General features: G+C 30.5%; 23 protein-coding genes. 12 read left to right on the top strand and 11 right to left on the bottom strand.

Translation table 11 applies throughout. The features are described 5' to 3' along the window. Position 1 precedes the first annotated feature (1 nt). The 7 genes from ACFQ5N_RS13900 to ACFQ5N_RS13870 form a co-directional block, all read right to left on the bottom strand. The gene (locus ACFQ5N_RS13900; RefSeq protein WP_386810351.1) at positions 2-1,273 is read right to left on the bottom strand and encodes a peptidoglycan DD-metalloendopeptidase family protein; all 1,272 of its coding nucleotides are present in this window, start codon (positions 1,271-1,273) and stop codon (positions 2-4) included. 56 nt (positions 1,274-1,329) lie between these two features. Further along, positions 1,330-2,130, bottom strand: a complete 801-nt coding sequence (locus tag ACFQ5N_RS13895) for a DUF3108 domain-containing protein (RefSeq protein ID WP_386810349.1) — start codon at positions 2,128-2,130, stop codon at positions 1,330-1,332. 126 nt (positions 2,131-2,256) lie between these two features. Further along, positions 2,257-2,505: a NifU family protein gene (locus ACFQ5N_RS13890; RefSeq protein WP_386810347.1), complete on the bottom strand. Its 249-nt coding sequence runs from the start codon at positions 2,503-2,505 to the stop codon at positions 2,257-2,259. Between the two features lie 12 nt (positions 2,506-2,517). After that, positions 2,518-3,639 carry an Mrp/NBP35 family ATP-binding protein gene (locus ACFQ5N_RS13885; protein ID WP_386810345.1) on the bottom strand — a complete coding sequence of 374 codons (1,122 nt, stop codon included), beginning with the start codon at positions 3,637-3,639 and terminating at the stop codon, positions 2,518-2,520. Between the two features lie 109 nt (positions 3,640-3,748). Then, positions 3,749-4,084, bottom strand: coding sequence for an MGMT family protein (locus tag ACFQ5N_RS13880; protein ID WP_386810343.1), 336 nt, complete (start codon positions 4,082-4,084; stop codon positions 3,749-3,751). A 16-nt stretch (positions 4,085-4,100) separates the two neighbouring features. After that, the gene (trmB, locus tag ACFQ5N_RS13875; protein WP_386810341.1) at positions 4,101-4,769 is read right to left on the bottom strand and encodes a tRNA (guanosine(46)-N7)-methyltransferase TrmB; all 669 of its coding nucleotides are present in this window, start codon (positions 4,767-4,769) and stop codon (positions 4,101-4,103) included. Between the two features lie 51 nt (positions 4,770-4,820). Then, a complete protein-coding gene (locus tag ACFQ5N_RS13870; RefSeq protein WP_386810339.1) occupies positions 4,821-5,018 on the bottom strand; it encodes a DUF6341 family protein in 198 nt (65 codons plus the stop codon). Between the two features lie 40 nt (positions 5,019-5,058). Between ACFQ5N_RS13870 and ACFQ5N_RS13865 the strand changes: the two genes are divergently transcribed. Then, entirely contained in the window at positions 5,059-5,982 is a 924-nt protein-coding gene (locus tag ACFQ5N_RS13865; protein ID WP_386810338.1) for a DUF6427 family protein, read from the top strand. Here ACFQ5N_RS13865 and upp read toward each other — a convergent pair. After that, the gene (upp, locus tag ACFQ5N_RS13860) at positions 5,977-6,627 is read right to left on the bottom strand and encodes a uracil phosphoribosyltransferase (RefSeq protein WP_386810336.1); all 651 of its coding nucleotides are present in this window, start codon (positions 6,625-6,627) and stop codon (positions 5,977-5,979) included. The two genes, ACFQ5N_RS13865 and upp, sit on opposite strands and share 6 nt — an antisense overlap. A 124-nt stretch (positions 6,628-6,751) precedes the next feature. On the opposite strand from upp, the gene lysM reads away from it, so the two are divergent. The 7 genes from lysM to ACFQ5N_RS13825 all read left to right on the top strand — a co-directional run bounded on the left by lysM (position 6,752) and on the right by ACFQ5N_RS13825 (position 12,418). Then, positions 6,752-7,237, top strand: a complete 486-nt coding sequence (gene lysM / locus ACFQ5N_RS13855; protein ID WP_386810334.1) for a peptidoglycan-binding protein LysM — start codon at positions 6,752-6,754, stop codon at positions 7,235-7,237. Positions 7,238-7,412: 175 nt separating this feature from the next. Then, positions 7,413-8,270 (top strand): YicC/YloC family endoribonuclease, encoded by an 858-nt coding sequence (locus ACFQ5N_RS13850; RefSeq protein ID WP_386810332.1) that lies wholly within the window; start codon positions 7,413-7,415, stop codon positions 8,268-8,270. Between the two features lie 3 nt (positions 8,271-8,273). Then, positions 8,274-8,846: a guanylate kinase gene (gmk, locus tag ACFQ5N_RS13845; protein ID WP_386810331.1), complete on the top strand. Its 573-nt coding sequence runs from the start codon at positions 8,274-8,276 to the stop codon at positions 8,844-8,846. After that, entirely contained in the window at positions 8,847-9,428 is a 582-nt protein-coding gene (gene nadD / locus ACFQ5N_RS13840) for a nicotinate (nicotinamide) nucleotide adenylyltransferase (protein WP_386810329.1), read from the top strand. Between the two features lie 85 nt (positions 9,429-9,513). Continuing rightward, on the top strand, positions 9,514-10,383 hold the full coding sequence (locus ACFQ5N_RS13835; protein ID WP_386810327.1) for a M23 family metallopeptidase: 870 nt from the start codon (positions 9,514-9,516) through the stop codon (positions 10,381-10,383). Continuing rightward, positions 10,383-11,879: a GH3 auxin-responsive promoter family protein gene (locus tag ACFQ5N_RS13830; RefSeq protein ID WP_386810326.1), complete on the top strand. Its 1,497-nt coding sequence runs from the start codon at positions 10,383-10,385 to the stop codon at positions 11,877-11,879. Before ACFQ5N_RS13835 ends, ACFQ5N_RS13830 begins: the two co-directional genes overlap by 1 nt. Next, complete coding sequence (locus ACFQ5N_RS13825; RefSeq protein WP_386810324.1) at positions 11,876-12,418, top strand: MOSC domain-containing protein; 543 nt, start codon at positions 11,876-11,878, stop codon at positions 12,416-12,418. Before ACFQ5N_RS13830 ends, ACFQ5N_RS13825 begins: the two co-directional genes overlap by 4 nt. Positions 12,419-12,491: 73 nt before the next feature. On the opposite strand, the gene mscL is transcribed toward ACFQ5N_RS13825, so the two are convergent. From mscL to ACFQ5N_RS13810, 3 genes are all read right to left on the bottom strand, one after another. Continuing rightward, positions 12,492-12,908, bottom strand: coding sequence for a large conductance mechanosensitive channel protein MscL (mscL, locus tag ACFQ5N_RS13820; RefSeq protein ID WP_386810404.1), 417 nt, complete (start codon positions 12,906-12,908; stop codon positions 12,492-12,494). A 68-nt stretch (positions 12,909-12,976) separates the two neighbouring features. Then, positions 12,977-14,080 carry an alanine racemase gene (alr, locus tag ACFQ5N_RS13815; protein WP_386810323.1) on the bottom strand — a complete coding sequence of 368 codons (1,104 nt, stop codon included), beginning with the start codon at positions 14,078-14,080 and terminating at the stop codon, positions 12,977-12,979. Further along, positions 14,070-14,690: a thymidine kinase gene (locus ACFQ5N_RS13810; protein ID WP_386810321.1), complete on the bottom strand. Its 621-nt coding sequence runs from the start codon at positions 14,688-14,690 to the stop codon at positions 14,070-14,072. The genes alr and ACFQ5N_RS13810 overlap by 11 nt, the downstream gene beginning before the upstream one ends. A 177-nt stretch (positions 14,691-14,867) precedes the next feature. Between ACFQ5N_RS13810 and ACFQ5N_RS13805 the strand changes: the two genes are divergently transcribed. Genes ACFQ5N_RS13805 through ACFQ5N_RS13790 form a run of 4 tightly spaced genes read left to right on the top strand, consistent with a single transcriptional unit; the run spans position 14,868 to position 18,163 of the window. Continuing rightward, positions 14,868-15,731 (top strand): hypothetical protein, encoded by an 864-nt coding sequence (locus ACFQ5N_RS13805; protein WP_386810319.1) that lies wholly within the window; start codon positions 14,868-14,870, stop codon positions 15,729-15,731. Positions 15,732-15,736: 5 nt separating this feature from the next. Beyond that, on the top strand, positions 15,737-16,372 hold the full coding sequence (locus ACFQ5N_RS13800) for a hypothetical protein (RefSeq protein ID WP_386810318.1): 636 nt from the start codon (positions 15,737-15,739) through the stop codon (positions 16,370-16,372). A 53-nt stretch (positions 16,373-16,425) separates the two neighbouring features. After that, complete coding sequence (locus tag ACFQ5N_RS13795) at positions 16,426-17,430, top strand: DNA adenine methylase (protein WP_386810317.1); 1,005 nt, start codon at positions 16,426-16,428, stop codon at positions 17,428-17,430. Positions 17,431-17,458: 28 nt separating this feature from the next. Next, complete coding sequence (locus ACFQ5N_RS13790) at positions 17,459-18,163, top strand: glycosyltransferase (RefSeq protein ID WP_386810316.1); 705 nt, start codon at positions 17,459-17,461, stop codon at positions 18,161-18,163. The last annotated feature ends 9 nt before the right edge of the window (positions 18,164-18,172 follow it).

Here is an 18,172-nt window from a genome sequence, read left to right as displayed (position 1 = left end):
TCTAAGAGTTTATTTCTTCTTCAGAAATATTAATTTCATTGTTTGTAATTGGATAGTTGATGTTATCTAAATCTTCTTTTAAAGGTTTAATAAAATCAAAATATAGTGGTTTTGTAGTTTCTTTCATTGGCTCAGCAGCTGGTAATTTTTGTTTTAAAGGGTCAACTTGTTTGCCATTTTTCCAAAAACGATAACAAACATGTGGTCCTGCTGTATTTCCTGTCATTCCTATATAACCAATGGTTTGCCCTTGTTTTACAACATCACCTACTTTTACAGCTCTTTTGCTCATATGCAAATACTGTGTGCTATAGGTGCTGTTGTGTCTAACTTTTACATAATTTCCGTTTCCGCCTTTGTATCTAGACTCTATCACGGTTCCATTTGCGGTACTCATAATTGGAGTTCCTATTGGAGCTGCAAAATCGGTTCCTCTATGAGGGCGAATTTTGTTTCCGTAGTATGCAATTCTACGGCGTAAATTGTAACGAGATGAAATACGACTAAATTTTACCGGCATTTTTAAAAACTGACGACGTAAGTTTTTGGCTTCATCATCAAAATAATCGGGTACGCCAAGAATAGAATCTGCAACGAATTTGAAGGCGTAAAAAGGTTTTCCTCCGTGTTCAAAATAAGAAGCTTTTACTTCTCCAATTCCTACGGGAACTGTGTCGTTTATATAAAGCTGTTCGTAAATTATTTTGAATTTATCATTTTTTTGAAGTCTCGAAAAATCAATCGTCCAAGCATAAATATCATCAGCCATTTTTGATGTTAAAAAGGAGTTTAGTCCTAAATCATCCATTGTTTGTGATAAGTTACTTGTAATTATTCCTGAAGCAGTTTTGGTTACACGTGTAACAGGTTTTTTAGCATTAAAAGCAGTAATTATAGAATCTTTAAAGTCTACAACGGTATATCTTACTTTAGAGTGTTTGTAAATAAATACTTGTGCTTTTTCTGTTGAATCATTTTTCGCTAAAATAGTATACGGAATACCACTTTTAATTCTTCGAACATTAAAAGTATCTTTAATTTTATTTACAATTTGTAATACTTTTGGGTATTCAACGTGGTGCCTGTCTAAAATTTCACTAAAATTTTCACCTTTTTGAATGGTGTCATGAATAATTTTAAAATCATTTAAATTATAGCCATATTCAAAAACAACTTCTGGTTCTGGAATAATTGCAGCTATTTGCTCTCCTTTTTTATCATCTTTACAAGCGGTAAATACTGTAATAATAAGTAATAAAAGTAGTTTCTTCAAGGGCTTGGTGTTTACAGGTTAATGAAGTGAAAAATTTTAAAAGGCAAAAATACAATTTAATTGTTAAAAATAATGTTAAAAGGGTGTGCTAAACCTTTAAAGCCATCTAAATCTGCTCGTAAGGATCCAACAGCTAGTGTTGCCTTTATTTTTAGAGGTACTTTATTTTTGTCATCACTTACCCAAATGGTAACACTTTCTTCTTCTTTAAATACGCGACCCGACTGTACAATGGGTCTAAATTTTAACGAATTTATAGCTCCAAATTTAGTTTTTAAAACTTCTTTCCCTAAAAATCGAAGTTTAAATTTGTAAGTTTCTTGATCAAAAAATAATTTTAATTCAATTTCTTCATTGATTTCTAAGCTGCCTAAATCTTGATTTCTTAAGTAGTACAGCGCTGACAGCATATCTTGAATATCATTGTCAATACTAAATGATTTTTCTGTATTGTGTTTGAAGTCTTTTACAAGAGCTTTGTTTGTGTTGTAATTAAATAAAATCTCTTTATTTTTTGTGTAGCCACCTTCATTTATTTTTCGAATAAAACGGTATGGTTTCAACGATTCTTTATAGATATAAGTTTGATAATTATCCTTTACTTTAAAGAATAAACCTACTAAACCTGATGTTTTTCCGTCGCCTAAAATATGAAATGCCGCTTTATTGTTTTTTTTAGAATTTTTTATTTTAAGTGTTGCGTATCCGGCGTTTAGAAAATTACTGTAACTCATTCTGTATTGCAGCCATTCTCCTTTTTGAAAAGCGTATTTAGGAGATTGGTTGTTGTTTATGTTGGTTTGTCCAAACAATACAACGTTGGTAAAAAAAAGAAATAAGACAATGAGTTTTCTCATAAATTACTTAACGTTAAGTTCTTTTACATATTACAATTATTATTCCAAAAATAATAAAAGCTTAACAATTTTTGTTAAGCTTTTATAGTAATTATTTCATTATTTAAAATGAGTATTTTTGTGATGTTAAAATTTAATTCCGTTAATTTCAATTACACGTTTAATTTGAGGTGCGTGTCTTTTAATAGTTGCTTCAACACCATTTTTTAATGTCATTTGATTAACAGAACATCCTAAACAAGCACCTTCAAGTTGAACGCTAACAGTGTCGTTTGTAATTTCTACTAAAGAAATATTACCGCCATCAGCTTCAAGATATGGTCTTATTTCCTGCAATGCAGTTTCTACACTAATTCTTAATTCTTGTTCATTCATATGTTAGAATTATTAAGAACTACATCCGCTCATAGTTGTAATTCTTACAACTTCAGTTGGAGGTAAATCATCGTTTCTTTTCACTAATTGTGAAAGTGTATTTTTTGTAATATCATTAAAAGCTTTTTCTAATGTTGTGTTTTCTTGTAATGCAACAGGATGACCAACATCACCAGCTTCTCTAATACTTTGCACTAGTGGAACTTCACCCAAAAATGCAGTGTCAATATCTTCGGCTAAGTTTTTAGCACCATCTTTTCCAAAAATATAATATTTATTGTCTGGAAGTTCGGCAGGAGTAAAGTAGCTCATGTTTTCAACAATTCCTAAAACAGGTACATTAATAGTTTCCTGTTTAAACATTGCAACTCCTTTTTTAGCATCAGCCAATGCAATATTTTGAGGAGTACTTACAATTACAGCTCCCGTAATTGGCACAGCTTGTACAATTGATAAGTGAATATCTCCAGTTCCAGGAGGTAAATCAATTAATAAAAAATCTAATTCTCCCCAATGTGCATCAAAAATCATTTGATTTAATGCTTTAGAAGCCATAGCGCCTCTCCAAATTACTGCCTGATTAGCATCCGTAAAGAAACCTAAAGACAATATTTTTACACCATAACTTTCTACTGGTTGCATTTTTGAACGTCCATCAATTTCTACTGATAAAGGTTTTGCATTTGCAACATCAAACATTAAGTGTGTTGATGGACCGTAAATATCGGCATCTAAAATACCCACTTTGAATCCCATTTTTTGTAATGAAATTGCCAAGTTTGAAGTAATGGTAGATTTTCCTACACCTCCTTTTCCAGAAGCAACAGCAATAATATTTTTAATACCAGGAACTTTTGGTTTTTCTGGTTTAAAAGGCTCATTTTTTGTTTCAGAAGTTACGTTCACTTTTACATCAACTTTTTGGTCAATGTGTTCGTGAATAGCTTTCATTATTTCTACTTCAACTTTCTTTTTTGCTTGTAGTGAAGGGTTTGCTATGGTAACATCAACAATTATTTCTTTGTCAAAAGTTACTATATTTTTTATTGATTCACTTTCAACTAAACTTTTACCTTCTCCTGGTGCGGTAATTGTTTCAAGTGCTTTTTTAATCTCTGTTTTTGAGTATGCCATGTTTGTTTATATAAAATCATTCTAAACAACAAATATACAGAGTTCAAACGGATTTAAAAACTGGATGCTTTAAAAATAAATGTATTTAAAGTTACACTAAAGTGCTAAGTTACTGATCTAATTCAACAACAGGATCCCAAAAAATAGTTTTAAAATTTTGAATTTGATTGTTATTAACAGTGATACCTTCGTTTTCAAGTAGTTGTTGCATTAAATTTGTACCGTCAAAATGTTGTTTTCCAGTAAGTAAGCCAATTCGATTTACTACTCTATGTGCCGGAATTTCAGGATTGTTATGCGAGGCATTCATAGCCCAACCAACCATACGCGCTGAGCGGGCAGCGCCTAAATATTTTGCGATTGATCCGTAGCTTGTAACTCTTCCGTAAGGAATTAACTTTGCAACTTGATATACTCTTTCAAAAAAGCTGTCGTTAGACTTCATTTGTTAAAAATATAAATTAATAACGAATTTTAAATTTTATGTAAGTAATAGGTTTTCCAATTTCTAAATATTGGCTTTCGTAGAAGGTTTGCGTTGATAGTACCTCTTCTGGTGAATGTGCGTTTTTGTAAATGTTGTGATGCGCATACAGCACTTCGTGTCCTGCACCGTGTAACAACCCTAAAGTGTAACCATGCATAAATTCGCTGTCTGTTTTTAAATTTACAACACCTTCAGGTTTTAAAACTGTATGGTATTTTTTTAAAAAATCAGCGTTTGTTAATCTATGTTTTGTACGGGTGTATTTTATTTGAGGATCTGGGAAAGTTATCCAAATTTCATCTACTTCATTTTCAGCAAAAAGCAAATCTATTAATTCAATTTGCGTTCTAATAAAAGCAACATTGGTTAAATTTTCTTCTAAAGCGGTTTTTGCACCACGCCAAAAACGCGCTCCTTTTAAATCAATACCTATGTAATTTATGTTAGGGTTTTTTCGGGCTAATGCAATGGTGTATTCTCCTTTTCCACAGCCTAATTCTAAAACAATAGGATTGTTGTTGAAATGTGTATGCCATTTTCCTTTTAAAGGAAAGCCGTCTAATATTTCTTTTCGTTCAGGTTGAATTACATTAGAAAATGTATCGTTTTCACGAAATCTTTTGAGTTTGTTTTTGCTTCCCACAGGTAGTTAGTAGTGTGTTTAAAAGAAAAATTGAATGAGTGCTGTTTGAAATTATTCGTTTCCTGCTTTTTTGTATTTTCTAAGTTCTCCTAGCCAATAGAAAAATGCAATAAATGTGATTAAAATAAACAACCAACTAACAGTGCTTTGCAACCACCAGTTGTCCATAAAACGAATACTGTCAAATGGGCTCATTAAAACATTTGTAAAAAAATCACCAATAGCCTTAAAAATATTGTTTGCAATCATATCTTAATTATATTTACAGGCAAAAGTATAAAATATAGTAATGATAGCCAATTTTTTTAATAAAACTAAACCAATAGTATTTTTTATACTTGCCTCATTGTTATTTGTATATTACATTTTAGCGATTGCTAATTTTAAATTTGAAGCATTTTCTTTTCTTTGGTTAGCGCAGCAATTTGGGTTTTTTGTTTTGATTATTGGCTTTTTATTAATTTCTAGTTTTATAATAAAAAAGAATACATTAACTCAAAATAATTCCTATGCATTATTATTGTTAGTGTTATTGTTAGGTACATTTTATGAAGCAATGTTTGATGTGCCAATTGTTATTGCAAATGTTTTTTTGCTTTTAGGGTTTAGAAAAGTTTATAGTTTAAGAACAATTTCAGCAACAAAATTAAAATTGTTTGATGCAGGGTTTTGGTTTGGGGTAGCAGCTTTGTTTTATGCTTGGAGCATTATATTTGTACTACTTATTTATGTAGCCTTAATTATTTTTGAACGAATTAATGTAAAAAACTTAATTAGGCCAATTGTTGGTGTGATTACTCCAATTTTCATTTATTTTATTTATTGTTTTGCCTTTGGTAGTGTAAACGATTTTTACAATTGTTGGGAGTTCAATTTTAATGTAAACTATACGTCGTATAATAATTTAAAGTTATTGTTACCAATAAGCGTATCGTTGGCAGCTGTTATTTGGAGTATTGTTACACTTACACCAAAAGTTTCGGTAAGTGGAATACATATAAAACGTGCTTGGAGAATTGTGTTAAACCATCTTATTTTTGCTGCAATAATTATTGCTTTTGCACCAATTAAAAATGGATCTGAAATGCTTTTTATGATATTTCCTTTTAGCGTAATTATTACCAACTATTTAAGAATAAGTCCTTCAGAAAACTTTAAAAATTTATTATTGTATTTGTTTTTAATACTATCAATAAGTGTTTACTTTTTATAGTTTTTGGCCATAGCATAAATCTCCAGCATCACCTAAGCCAGGAACTATATAGCCTTTTTCATTTAAAGAATCATCAACGGTAGCAATCCATAAAGTAGTATTTTCTGGAAAATGTTTTTTAATATATTCCACACCTTCTTTAGAGCCAATAACGCAAGCCACGTGAATTTCTTTTGGGTTTCCATGTTTTTCCAATCCATTGTAAACAGTTGCTAAGCTGTGTCCTGTAGCAAGCATAGGGTCGGCTAAAATTAGAGTTTTATTATGTAAGCTAGGTGAAGCAAAATATTCAACAATAATTTCAAACTCAGTTTCAGAAGTGTGTTTTCTGTATGCTGAAATAAAAGCATTTTCAGCATCGTCAAAATAGTTTAGTAATCCAGTATGTAAAGGTAAACCAGCTCTTAAAATAGAGCATAACACCACATCTTTTTTAGGTACTGGAACTATTTTTGTTCCTAAAGGAGTGGTTACGGCTTCACTATTAAAGTCTAATTGTTGACTTATTTCATACGCAATTATTTCTCCAATTCGTTCAATATTACGTCTAAAACGCATAGTATCTTTTTGAATTGTTTCACTTCTAATTTCGGCAATAAATTTATTTAAAATAGAGTTTTTAGAATCTAAAATACGAATGTTCATAGTGTCCAGGTTTTATGCAAAAATAGAATTTTAAAATGATAATTTGTAGAGATTTTTATGGTTTAATTTTCGTATATTTCGGTTTGGAATAAACAAGAATTATTAATTAAAAAAAAGAGAAATTATGGGGTTATTTTCATTTATTAAAAATGCAGGAGCAAACGTCTTTGGAATTGGTAAAACTACCGAAGAAGAAGCTGCTGAGGTTGCTGAAAAAGCAGCTGAACTAGCAAAAGAAAAAGCAAGTAAACTAACAACAGCAGTTGAAACGTTAGGGTTTGAAGTGTTAGATCTAAATATTGAAGTTGAAGGTGATAATGTAATCGTTTGGGGACAAGCAAATTCACAAGAAACTCGCGAGAAAGTAATATTGGTACTTGGAAACACAGAAGGTATTGCAACAGTTGATGATAGAATGACAGTTGTTGTAGAAGAACCACAAGCACAATTTCATACAGTTGTAAAAGGTGAATATTTAAGTAAAATTGCTAAAAAATATTATGGAAACGCTATGAAATATCCAGTTATTTTTGAAGCAAACAAACCAATGTTAACTGATCCAGATAAGATTTATCCAGGACAAGTTTTAAGAATTCCTGCTTTAGATTAGTAAAAAGTAAAGAGTAACTTACAAGGCTATCTAAAAAAGTGAGAAATTAGAAAGGTATAATTTTCACTTTTTTAGGTGGCTTTTTTGTTTAGAATAGGTATGAATTAGCCAACTGCTTTTTTAAAATAGCCCTCTTATTATAAAATGCTTAAATTTGCTTAAATTTTCTAGATAAATGATACATTCTATGACGGGATACGGAAAAACCGTATTACAACTTCCTACTAAAAAAATTACGATTGAATTAAAATCGTTAAACAGTAAAAACTTAGATTTAAATGTTCGAATTCCTTCTTATTATAGAGAAAAAGAATTGAATATTCGTAAAATGTTAGCTGCAGCTTTGGTAAGAGGTAAAATTGATTTTTCAATTTATATTGAAAATAATGGTGGTGAAACGTCTTCAAAAGTAAATGAAAATGTAGTGAAAGAATATATGGGTCAACTTAGAAATATAGTAGACTCTAATGAAGTTGAGTTGTTGAAAATGGCGGTGCGTTTACCAGATGCTTTAAAGACAGAAAGAGAAGAGTTAGACCCTGAAGAATGGGCACAAATTGAAACTGGAATTAAAAATGCAATACTTGAAATTAGCAAGTACCGATCAGATGAAGGTGCTGCATTGTATAATGATTTTGTGGTGCGTATTTCAAATATTGAACGTTTGTTAAGTGAAGTTATTGAAATGGATCCACAGCGTATGGAGCAAGTGAAAGAAAGATTAAGTAAAGGTGTTGAAGAACTTGCTGCCAAAGTAGATCAAAATAGGTTTGAACAAGAACTTATTTATTATATTGAAAAGTTAGATATTACTGAAGAAAAAGTACGTTTAAAAAACCATTTAGAATATTTTAAAAAGTCATTAAAATCAGACGATTCTAATGGAAAAAAATTAGGATTTATAACCCAAGAAATGGGGCGTGAAATTAATACAATTGGATCTAAATCAAACTTTGCAGAAATGCAAAAACTAGTTGTTCAAATGAAAGATGAATTAGAGAAAATTAAAGAACAAAACCTAAACGTATTATAAATTTTGGGAAAAGAAGGGAAATTATTGGTTTTTTCAGCTCCTTCAGGATCAGGTAAAACAACCATTGTACATCATCTATTAAAGCAAGAAAAATTAAATTTAGACTTTTCAATTTCTGCAACTTCGCGTGATGCGCGCGGACAAGAAATTCACGGAAAAGATTACTATTTTATTTCAGCCGAAGAATTTCAACAACATATAAATAACGACGACTTTATTGAATATGAAGAAGTGTACACAAATAATTTTTACGGAACTTTAAAAAAGGAAGTAGAACGAATTTGGAGTTTAGGAAAGCATGTAATTTTTGATATTGACGTTATTGGTGGTTTAAATATTAAAGAAAAATTTCCTGATAAAACCTTGGCAATATTTGTACAGCCGCCTTCAATTGAAGAGATGGAGCGCAGGCTTAGAGATAGAAAAACTGATAGCGAAGAAAAAATTAAAGAACGTGTTTTAAAGGCTGAAAAAGAGTTGAAATATGCCAAAGATTTTGATGTAATTCTAATCAATGATAATTTAGAAGACGCAAAAGAAGATGCTATAAACTTGGTTCAAAATTTTATTAGTTAAATGAAAGTAGGATTGTTTTTTGGAACCTTTAATCCCATACATGTTGGACATTTAATTATAGCCAATTATATGGCAGAGTTTTCAGATTTAGATGAGGTTTGGTTTGTGGTTACTCCGCTATCTCCGTTCAAGAAAAAAAGTTCGTTATTAGATAATCATCACCGTTTGGCAATTACCAATATTGCTATTGAAGACTATCCAAAATTAAAGGCTTCAGATATAGAATTTAAGCTTTCACAACCAAATTACACCGTAAATTCATTAGTGCATTTAGAAGAAAAATATCCAATGCATGAATTTTGTTTAATTATGGGCGAAGATAATTTGAAAGGTTTTCATAAATGGAAAAATTACGAAACTATTCTTCAAAATTATGAATTGTATGTATATCCAAGAATTTCTGAAGGAAGTACAGAAAACAAACTTTTAAAACACCCAAAAATTCATCAAGTAAACGCACCAATAGTTCAAGTTTCATCAACATTTATTCGAAAATCTATAAAAGAAAAAAAGGATATTAGAGCTATGTTAACACCAAGTGTTTGGAAATATATTGATGAAATGAATTTTTATAAGCATTAACTTTTAGCGTAGTTTTAACACTTTTTAGCAACCCAATTGAAATTATTGAAACAAATTTTCGTTGTATATTTGTTTTATTCAAAGTATGGCAAAAGAACAGAAAGATAAAGGAAAATTTAGGCGTAAATTAATTAATAAATATCGTTTGGTAATTATTAATGAAGACACCTTTGAAGAGCGATTGACATTTAGATTAACACGATTAAATGTGTTTATTTTTGGAACCCTTTTTTCAATTATATTAATTACAGGTACTATTTTTTTAATTGCATTTACTCCTTTAAGAGAATATATTCCAGGTTATTCTTCAACAAAATTAAAACGAGAAGCCACACAATTAGTTTATAAAGTAGATTCTTTAGAACAAGTTTTAGAGGTTAATAATTTATATATTGATAAAGTAAGAGAGTTGCTAACAGGTAAAATTTCTGAAGTGCAATTTGATAAAGATTCTGTTTTAGAAACCATTCATTACGATAAGGATTCTATGAATTTAAATCCAAGTGAAGCAGATTTAGATTTTAGATCAGATATTGAAAGTGAAGATAGATATAGTATTTTTAATGAAGCTACGAAAGATGTAGATATTGTGTTTTTTGCACCAGTTTCAGGAACTTTAACAGATAGATACAATCCTAAAAAAAAGCATTTTGCTGTAGATATTGCAGTTGAAACCAATACGCCAGTAAAAAGTGTAGCTGATGGTACTGTTATTTTTGCTGAGTGGACCGCCCAAACAGGTCATGTAATAATTGTTGAACACACCGGAGGTTTTATTTCTATTTACAAGCACAATACGGCGTTGCATAAACAGCAAGGAGATTTGGTAAAATCTGGTGAAGTAATTGCTTCAGCAGGTGATACAGGTGAATTAAGTACAGGGCCACATTTGCATTTTGAATTATGGAATGAAGGATACCCTGTAAATCCAATTAATTATATTGATTTTGAATAATGAATATTAAATCAATTTTAGCAAAACCATTTGCAAAAACAGTTGTTGCAAAAATTTACAGACAAAGTAACAATGCTGTAAAAGTGCAACAAAATTTAATGCAAAAGTTACTGTCTCAAGCAGCACATACTGCTTTTGGTAAAGATCATAATTTTAGTGAAATAAAATCATACGAAGACTTTAAAAAGGAAGTGCCTATTTGTGATTATGAAGCTTTAAAACCTTATGTAGAAAGAGTTGTAAACGGAGAAAAAGATGTGTTATGGAAAGGGCAACCTTTGTATTTTGCAAAAACATCAGGTACCACTTCAGGTATAAAGTATATTCCGTTAACCAAAGAATCTATGCCAACGCATATTTCGGGAGCTAAAAATGCATTATTACATTATATTGATGAAACACAAAACGCCGATTTTTTAGGCGGAAAAATGATTTTTTTACAAGGAAGTCCTGAATTAGGTGATACAAATGGAATTAAAACAGGGAGACTTTCAGGAATTTCAGCACATTACGTACCTAAGTATTTAATGAAAAACCGTTTGCCAAGCTGGGAAACCAACTGCATTGAAGATTGGGAAACTAAAGTTGAAGCTGTTATTGATGAAACCATTCATGAAAATATGACCTTAATAGGTGGAATTCCATCTTGGGTTCAAATGTATTTTGAACGCATTGTAGAACGCACAGGGAAAAAGGTTGGAGAAGTTTTTCCAAACTTTAATTTGTTTGTGTACGGTGGTGTAAATTATGAACCATATCGTAATAAATTTGAAGATTTAATAGGGAGAAAAGTAGATGCTATTGAATTGTATCCAGCTTCAGAAGGTTTTATCTCATATCAAGATTCACAAGATGAAAATGGTATGTTATTGCTGGTAAATAATGGTATTTTCTATGAATTTATTCCTTCCGAAGAATTTTTTGATGAAAACCCAACACGTATTTCAATAGCAAATGTTGAGGTTGGTGTAAATTATGTGATTATTTTAAATACCAATGCCGGCCTTTGGGGTTACAATATTGGTGATACTGTTGAATTTGTATCGTTAAATCCACCAAGAATTGTAGTCACAGGAAGAATAAAACACTTTATTTCTGCATTTGGAGAGCATGTAATTGGGAAAGAAGTAGAAAGAGCCATTAATAGCCAAACAGAAAACACATCTATAAGCATAAATGAGTTTACTGTAGCGCCTCAAATTACGCCTGTAGCAGGTTTACCTTACCACGAATGGTTTATTGAGTTTGAAAATGAACCTGAAGATTTAATGGTTTTCGCTCAAAAAATTGATGAATCATTACAACAACAAAACACGTATTATTTTGATTTAATTTCGGGTAAAGTGTTACAGCCGTTAAAAATTACGGTTATTGAAAAAGGAGGCTTTAATAATTATATGAAATCTGTTGGAAAATTAGGTGGTCAAAACAAAGTACCACGTTTATCTAACGATAGAAAAATAGCAGATGAATTATCAAAATTTCAACAAAAATGATTGTAAAGTCAGTAAATATTGGAGAAAGAAAAGAAATTAATTACAAAGGTAAAATTGTAACAACAGGTATTTTTAAACAGCCTGTAAATAAGGCAATTTTTTTAGGAAAAGAAGATGTGGAGAATGATGCTGTAATTGATAGACGCTATCACGGAGGAATTGAAAAAGCTGTATACGCGTATTCAGAAAATCATTATGCATATTGGAAAGAACTGTACCCCAATTTAGATTGGCATTATGGAATGTTTGGTGAAAATTTAACCATTACAAATTTAGAAGAAACACAAATTTTTGTTGGAAGTCAGTATAAATTGGGAGAAACTATACTTGAGGTTACAAAGCCCAGAGAACCTTGTTCTAAGTTGGGTATTGTGTTTGGCACACAAAAAGTGGTGAAACAATTTTGGAATTCAACTAAAAGTGGTGTTTACTTTAAAGTGTTGCAAACCGGAAATGTAAAAACAGGCGACGCACTTGTATTGTTAAAAAAAGCGGAAAATACACCTAGTATTTCAGCTGTGTATGAAACTAAAAAGTAGGTTTAAAAACATATTAAAATAAAAAAGGGTTCGCAATTGCGAACCCTTCTTCGTTAATCAAAGAAAGTTTGGTTTATTTCTTAGACAGTAAATCTCTTATTTCAGCTAATAACTCTTCTTGAGAAGGTCCTTTTGGCTCTTCAGGAGCTGGTTCTTCTTCAACTTTATTTAAATTATTTAACTTGTTAACACCTTTTACAACCATAAACATTACAAAAGCAACAATTACAAAGTCAATAACGTTAGTTAAAAAATCTCCGTATAATAAGGCTACTTCACCTGTAACTTTTCCAGCTTCATCTGCAATTCCATCTTTTAATATGTATTTCAAATCTTTGAAGTTTGCATTGAAAATTAATCCAATAATTGGAGATACAATTCCTCCTGTAAATGATGTTACAACACTTTTAAAGGCTGCACCCATTACAAAACCAACTGCAATATCAACAAGGTTTCCCTTCATTGCAAATTCCTTAAATTCTTTTAGCATTCCCATATTTAATATTATTAATAAATTTTAGTGCCGCTAATGTAGTAAAAAAAAAGGAGTTGTTAAAATTATGTTAACTTCCTGTTTATTCTCTGTGAAATAGCGGTTAATAATTCGTATGGAATTGTGTTCGATTTTTTAGCTAAATCTTCTATATGTTCTTGATTTTTATAAATAAGTACAGTGTCTCCTTCACTGCAATTAATGTTGGTAACATCTACCATAATCATATCCATACAAACATTTCCAATAATTGGTGCTATTTTATTGTGAATGTAAACGTATCCAATACCGTTTCCAAGTTGTCTTGAAATTCCATCAGCATGACCAATAGGAATTGTGGCTGATTTTATAGTTTTTTTGGCTTTAAAAGCTCTATTATAGCCCACTGTTTCTCCTTGTTGAATAGTATGAATTTGTGAAATAACAGAACTTAATGATAGAACATTTTTTAAGTTACTTGTTTCTTTGTGGCTGTTTCCAAAACCATACAAGCCAATTCCTAAGCGTACCAAGTCAAATTGTGCTTCTTCAGCATAATTTAAAATGCCCGATGTGTTTAGCATATGTAGAAAAGGAGTATTGTGCAATTTCGAGATTATTTCAGAAGAAATATTTTTAAACAAATTTATTTGCTGTAAGGTAAAAGTGCGCTCATTTAAATCTTCACTAGCTGCAATATGTGAAAATATGGAACAAACTTCAACTTGTTGCTGGTTATTTAAAGTAGTAATAAGTGATGGAATGTCTTTTTGAGAAAAGCCCAATCTATTTAAGCCTGTATTAAATTTTAAATGAATAGGATAGTTGCTTAAATTTTTTGCCTTTGCAATTGTAATAAAATCATGTAATAATGCACTCGCATAAATATTAGGCTCTAAACAATGCTCAATTATTTTAGCTAAGTTTTGCTTTTGTGGGTGTAATACTAATATAGGCGTTTTAATACCAGCATTTCTTAAAGCAATGCCTTCATCTACGTAAGCAACGGCAAAGTAATCTACTTTTGAAGCAAGATGTTTTGCAATTTTTGCGGCGCTACTACCATATCCAAAAGCTTTAACAACCACTAATAATTTGGTTGTGTTTTTTAGTTTAGACTTAAAATAGTTTACATTAAAATCAATGGCGTTTAAGTCAATATTTAGAACAGAAACGTGATTATTTTCCATTGTTGCGTTGTTGTTCAGCTTTTTTAATTTTTTCTTCCTGAATGGCTTTGTAGTAAGCAGCTCTACTTAAAGGCTCGTACTCTTGTGTTTCACCTAATAAAACAAGTTCATCACTTGCAGCGGTTCTATGACTGTAATGTGCCAAATTTCCTGTTCTTGTACAAACGGCATGAACTTTTGTAACATATTCTGCAGTTGCCATTAATGCTGGCATTGGTCCAAACGGATTTCCTTTAAAATCCATATCTAAACCAGCAACAATTACACGTATACCACGGTTTGCCAAATCGTTGCAAACAGCAACTATTTCGTCATCAAAAAACTGAGCCTCATCAATTCCAACAACATCTACATCATTGGCTAAAATTCTAATATTTCCAGAAGCAGGTACAGGTGTTGATCTAATTTCATTGGCATCATGTGAAACTACTTTTTCATCATCATACCTAACATCAATGGCTGGTTTAAAAATTTCTACTTTTTGTTTGGCAAACTGTGCACGTTTTAATCTGCGAATTAGTTCTTCTGTTTTACCAGAGAACATAGAACCGCAAATTACTTCGATCCAGCCAAATTGTTCAATATGATTTACTGTATTTTCAAGAAACATTTCGTAATTTTATGCTTGAAAGATTATTGTTTTTAGTTTTCTACCAAATGCAATACATATATTATTATATTTTTTTACATTCGTTTATCATTAAATCTCAATGCGCGAAAGCACTTTTTTGAAATCATACAAATTTATTAAAAATAACACATCAAAAACTATTTAATATTTCAACTTATGCACAAAAAATTAGAAGCTGAATTGGTAAGTCTGGCACACAGTATTTTACAAGAGAAAAATATTGAAGATGTAAATGTTTTACATGAAAAAGCACGCCATATTTACGAAAAGCTTTCAGTATTAAAATTTGTAAACGCCAATATAAACGAAGCGTTGATAGCTGTTGAAGCTGAAGATGAGGTATTTTCTGAAGCAAAAAATGTTGAAGTTGAAAACACCATGAAGGTTGTACCTGAAACAGTTACAATTGAAGAAACGGTTGATGTTGTTAAAGAAGTTACTGAAGAAATAGTAGTAGAGAAGGTTAAAGAAACGATTGAAGAAGTAGATGAGGAAATTTCTAATGTTACTGAAACTGAGAAAACAAATTCTGAAGAAACAGCTATAGAAGACAAAGAAGTGTTAACTGAGGCGCAAGTTGAAGCTATTTTTGGAAACGCTGATGAGCCAATAAAAGATGATGTTAGAGATTTACAATCTACTTTATTTTCTTTAGAAGATGAATTTAAAGATGCTATTTCTGCTGATGTAGCTACAGATCTTTTTACAAAAGCCACCAAAGAAAATCCTGTGGTTGAAGAACCAAAAGAACCGGTAGCACCAAAAGCACGCTCTTTAAATGATACAATTTTTAGTAGTAACTTACAGGTTGGGTTGAATGATAGAATTGCATTTGTAAAACATTTGTTTGAAGGAAGTCAAGAAGATTTTAACCGTGTTTTATCACAGTTAAATTCATTTAAAACTGAAGCTGAAGCCAAAGAATTTTTACAAGATTTTGTAAAGTTAGATTATGATTGGAGTGAGAAAGAAGAATATGAGGCACGTTTTATGACGATTATTGAACGGAAATTTTTATAAGTAGAATGAACTATGAATTGCTAGAAAAAGAATTACAAAAAAGAACTAAATTAGCGTATACTTGGAAAACAAAACAAACTGATATATTAGATAAAGAAACCAACTTTATTTATAAAACAGCATCTTTTAATAAGGTTTTAGAGAAAATTGATACTCTTTTTAAAAAGCAACCAACGTATAGTAATTTAAAAAATTACGCCTTAAATCGTTGGTTTAATTTTTGGTCAGCCAAAGCGGTTGAACATATTTTTTGCGAGCATTCAAGCGTGCAAGCACATAAAAACTCAAAAGATAAGTATGTAGATTTTTTTATTTCAAACATACCATTTGACCATAAAACTACCGTTTTTCCAAAAGGCTTTCAAAAATCAATTCCATACGCAATTACTCATAAACATGAACTAATAAGTTGGTTGTATAACAACCAAAGTCAACAACAGCGCAAACATTATAAAAATAGACTTTTTATTGTGCTTATTAATTTTGAAGAGCAAAATTCACATTGGAAATTAAAGGCAGAAATACTTTGGTTAAAAAGTCTCATTTCAACTTATTTAATTAATTTTGACAGTTCAAAATTACAGTGTTTTACCTTTAATAATGAAAAAGTGTACGCTGATGTAATTTGGGCAATTAAGTAAGAGTTAAACACATATTAAGTCAGATTTTTAACTCTAAATAAGGGAAATGCACGGTGAATTATATAGGTTCTAAACATAAATTATCTTCATTTTTAAAAAAAACAATTAAAGATACTGTTGGAAACAACTTATCTGAAATGGTGTTTTGTGATTTGTTTGCCGGAACCGGTATTGTTGGCCGAAATTTTAAACCTTTGGTAAAGCAAGTAATAGCCAATGATGTTGAATATTATAGTTATGTTTTAAATAGGCATTACATTGGAAATTATAAAGAAATAAATGCACAGCAATTTTTAAAGGTATTAAATAATTTAGAAGGAGAAGAAGGTTTTATTTTTCAAAATTATTGTGAAAATGGTAATGAAAACAGGCTGTATTTTTCTTCTGAAAATGGAAAAAAAATTGATGCAATTCGTAAAAAAATTGAGTTTTGGAAAACTTCAAACAAAATTAATGAAAACGAGTATTTTTACTTACTAACTTGTTTAATTGAAGCTGCAGATAAAGTAGCAAATACTGCTGCTGTTTATGGCGCTTATTTAAAGAAATTAAAAAAAACGGCACAAAAAACACTTCACTTGGTTCCTGCTAAATTTTCTACAACTGAAAATTCACATCAAGTTTTTAATGAAAATAGTAATAACCTAATTCAACATATAAAAGGAGATATTTTGTATTTAGATCCGCCTTATAATGCAAGGCAATACGGTGCAAATTATCATTTACTTACTACCATAGCCAAATACGATAACTTTACTCCGAAGGGAAAAACCGGCTTACGTAATTATTATAAATCTTCGTATTGTAAGAAAAATGAAGTGAAGATTTCTTTCGAGGATTTGATAAAAAATGCTAACTTTAAATACATTTTTTTAAGCTATAATAACGAAGGTTTAATGACTGAAAATGAGGTTGAAAACATTATGAGTTGCTATGGAAAATATAGCTTAAAAACAATTAATTACCAGCGGTTTAAAGCTGATAAATCAACAAATAGAAATCACAAAGCAACTTCAACAGTTGAATATTTACATATTTTAGAGAAACATGAACAATAATAATACTACCGCAAATTATATATTCTGTATGAAATGGGGCACTTTATATGGTGCTGAATACGTGAATAGATTGTACGCTATGGTTAAAAGGAATTTGACCTACGATTTTAAAATGGTTTGTTTTACCGATGATGAATCTGGAATTATTGATGAAGTACAATGTTACCCAATTCCTGAGGTTGAAATTCGTTCTAATTTACCAGAACGTATGTGGAAAAAATTAACCACATTAAAAGAAGACTTATATGGTTTAGAAGGGCGTGCATTATTTTTAGATTTAGATATTGTTATTGTTGATAATATTGATTGCTTTTTTGATGTTGAAGGAGAATTTAGAATAATTAAAGATCATAGTTGGAGAACTTGGAGAATTACCGGAAACTCTTCAGTGTATAGATTTGATATTGGAAAACATGGATATGTGTTTGAAAATTTTACAAATAATTTTGAAAAAGCCATTAAAGAGCATAGAAACGAGCAAGAGTTTTTAACGCATCAAATAAACGATAAAGGTAAATTACAGTATTGGCCAAAAGAATGGTGTCCTAGTTATAAATATGACTGTAATTCACGTTTTCCTATTTCAATTTGGAAAAAACCTACAATTCCTAAAGGTGCAAAAATTATTATTTTCCATGGTGAAATTAATCCGCACAAAGCCATTGTTGGTGGGCAAGGAAAATGGTACAGATATGTGCAAGCAGCACCTTGGGTTGCTGATTATTGGAAATAAGAGGAGACA

Source organism: Lutibacter holmesii (assembly GCF_042679665.1).
Lineage (GTDB): Bacteria > Bacteroidota > Bacteroidia > Flavobacteriales > Flavobacteriaceae > Lutibacter > Lutibacter holmesii.
This window is presented reverse-complemented; position numbering and strand designations above follow the sequence as displayed.

Bases quoted from the DNA above. Each gene is read 5' to 3' on its own strand.
- ACFQ5N_RS13835 (WP_386810327.1), top strand. From the start codon at position 9,514: ATGGCAAAAGAACAGAAAGATAAAGGAAAATTTAGGCGTAAATTAATT.
- ACFQ5N_RS13850 (WP_386810332.1), top strand. From the start codon at position 7,413: ATGATACATTCTATGACGGGATACGGAAAAACCGTATTACAACTTCCT.
- ACFQ5N_RS13870 (WP_386810339.1), bottom strand. From the start codon at position 5,018: ATGATTGCAAACAATATTTTTAAGGCTATTGGTGATTTTTTTACAAAT.
- ACFQ5N_RS13800 (WP_386810318.1), top strand. From the start codon at position 15,737: ATGAACTATGAATTGCTAGAAAAAGAATTACAAAAAAGAACTAAATTA.
- ACFQ5N_RS13865 (WP_386810338.1), top strand. From the start codon at position 5,059: ATGATAGCCAATTTTTTTAATAAAACTAAACCAATAGTATTTTTTATA.
- ACFQ5N_RS13880 (WP_386810343.1), bottom strand. From the start codon at position 4,084: ATGAAGTCTAACGACAGCTTTTTTGAAAGAGTATATCAAGTTGCAAAG.
- ACFQ5N_RS13805 (WP_386810319.1), top strand. From the start codon at position 14,868: ATGCACAAAAAATTAGAAGCTGAATTGGTAAGTCTGGCACACAGTATT.
- alr (WP_386810323.1), bottom strand. From the start codon at position 14,080: ATGGAAAATAATCACGTTTCTGTTCTAAATATTGACTTAAACGCCATT.
- lysM (WP_386810334.1), top strand. From the start codon at position 6,752: ATGGGGTTATTTTCATTTATTAAAAATGCAGGAGCAAACGTCTTTGGA.
- ACFQ5N_RS13825 (WP_386810324.1), top strand. From the start codon at position 11,876: ATGATTGTAAAGTCAGTAAATATTGGAGAAAGAAAAGAAATTAATTAC.
- upp (WP_386810336.1), bottom strand. From the start codon at position 6,627: ATGAACATTCGTATTTTAGATTCTAAAAACTCTATTTTAAATAAATTT.
- ACFQ5N_RS13810 (WP_386810321.1), bottom strand. From the start codon at position 14,690: ATGTTTCTTGAAAATACAGTAAATCATATTGAACAATTTGGCTGGATC.
- ACFQ5N_RS13790 (WP_386810316.1), top strand. From the start codon at position 17,459: ATGAAATGGGGCACTTTATATGGTGCTGAATACGTGAATAGATTGTAC.
- ACFQ5N_RS13890 (WP_386810347.1), bottom strand. From the start codon at position 2,505: ATGAATGAACAAGAATTAAGAATTAGTGTAGAAACTGCATTGCAGGAA.
- nadD (WP_386810329.1), top strand. From the start codon at position 8,847: ATGAAAGTAGGATTGTTTTTTGGAACCTTTAATCCCATACATGTTGGA.
- ACFQ5N_RS13830 (WP_386810326.1), top strand. From the start codon at position 10,383: ATGAATATTAAATCAATTTTAGCAAAACCATTTGCAAAAACAGTTGTT.
- ACFQ5N_RS13885 (WP_386810345.1), bottom strand. From the start codon at position 3,639: ATGGCATACTCAAAAACAGAGATTAAAAAAGCACTTGAAACAATTACC.
- ACFQ5N_RS13895 (WP_386810349.1), bottom strand. From the start codon at position 2,130: ATGAGAAAACTCATTGTCTTATTTCTTTTTTTTACCAACGTTGTATTG.
- mscL (WP_386810404.1), bottom strand. From the start codon at position 12,908: ATGCTAAAAGAATTTAAGGAATTTGCAATGAAGGGAAACCTTGTTGAT.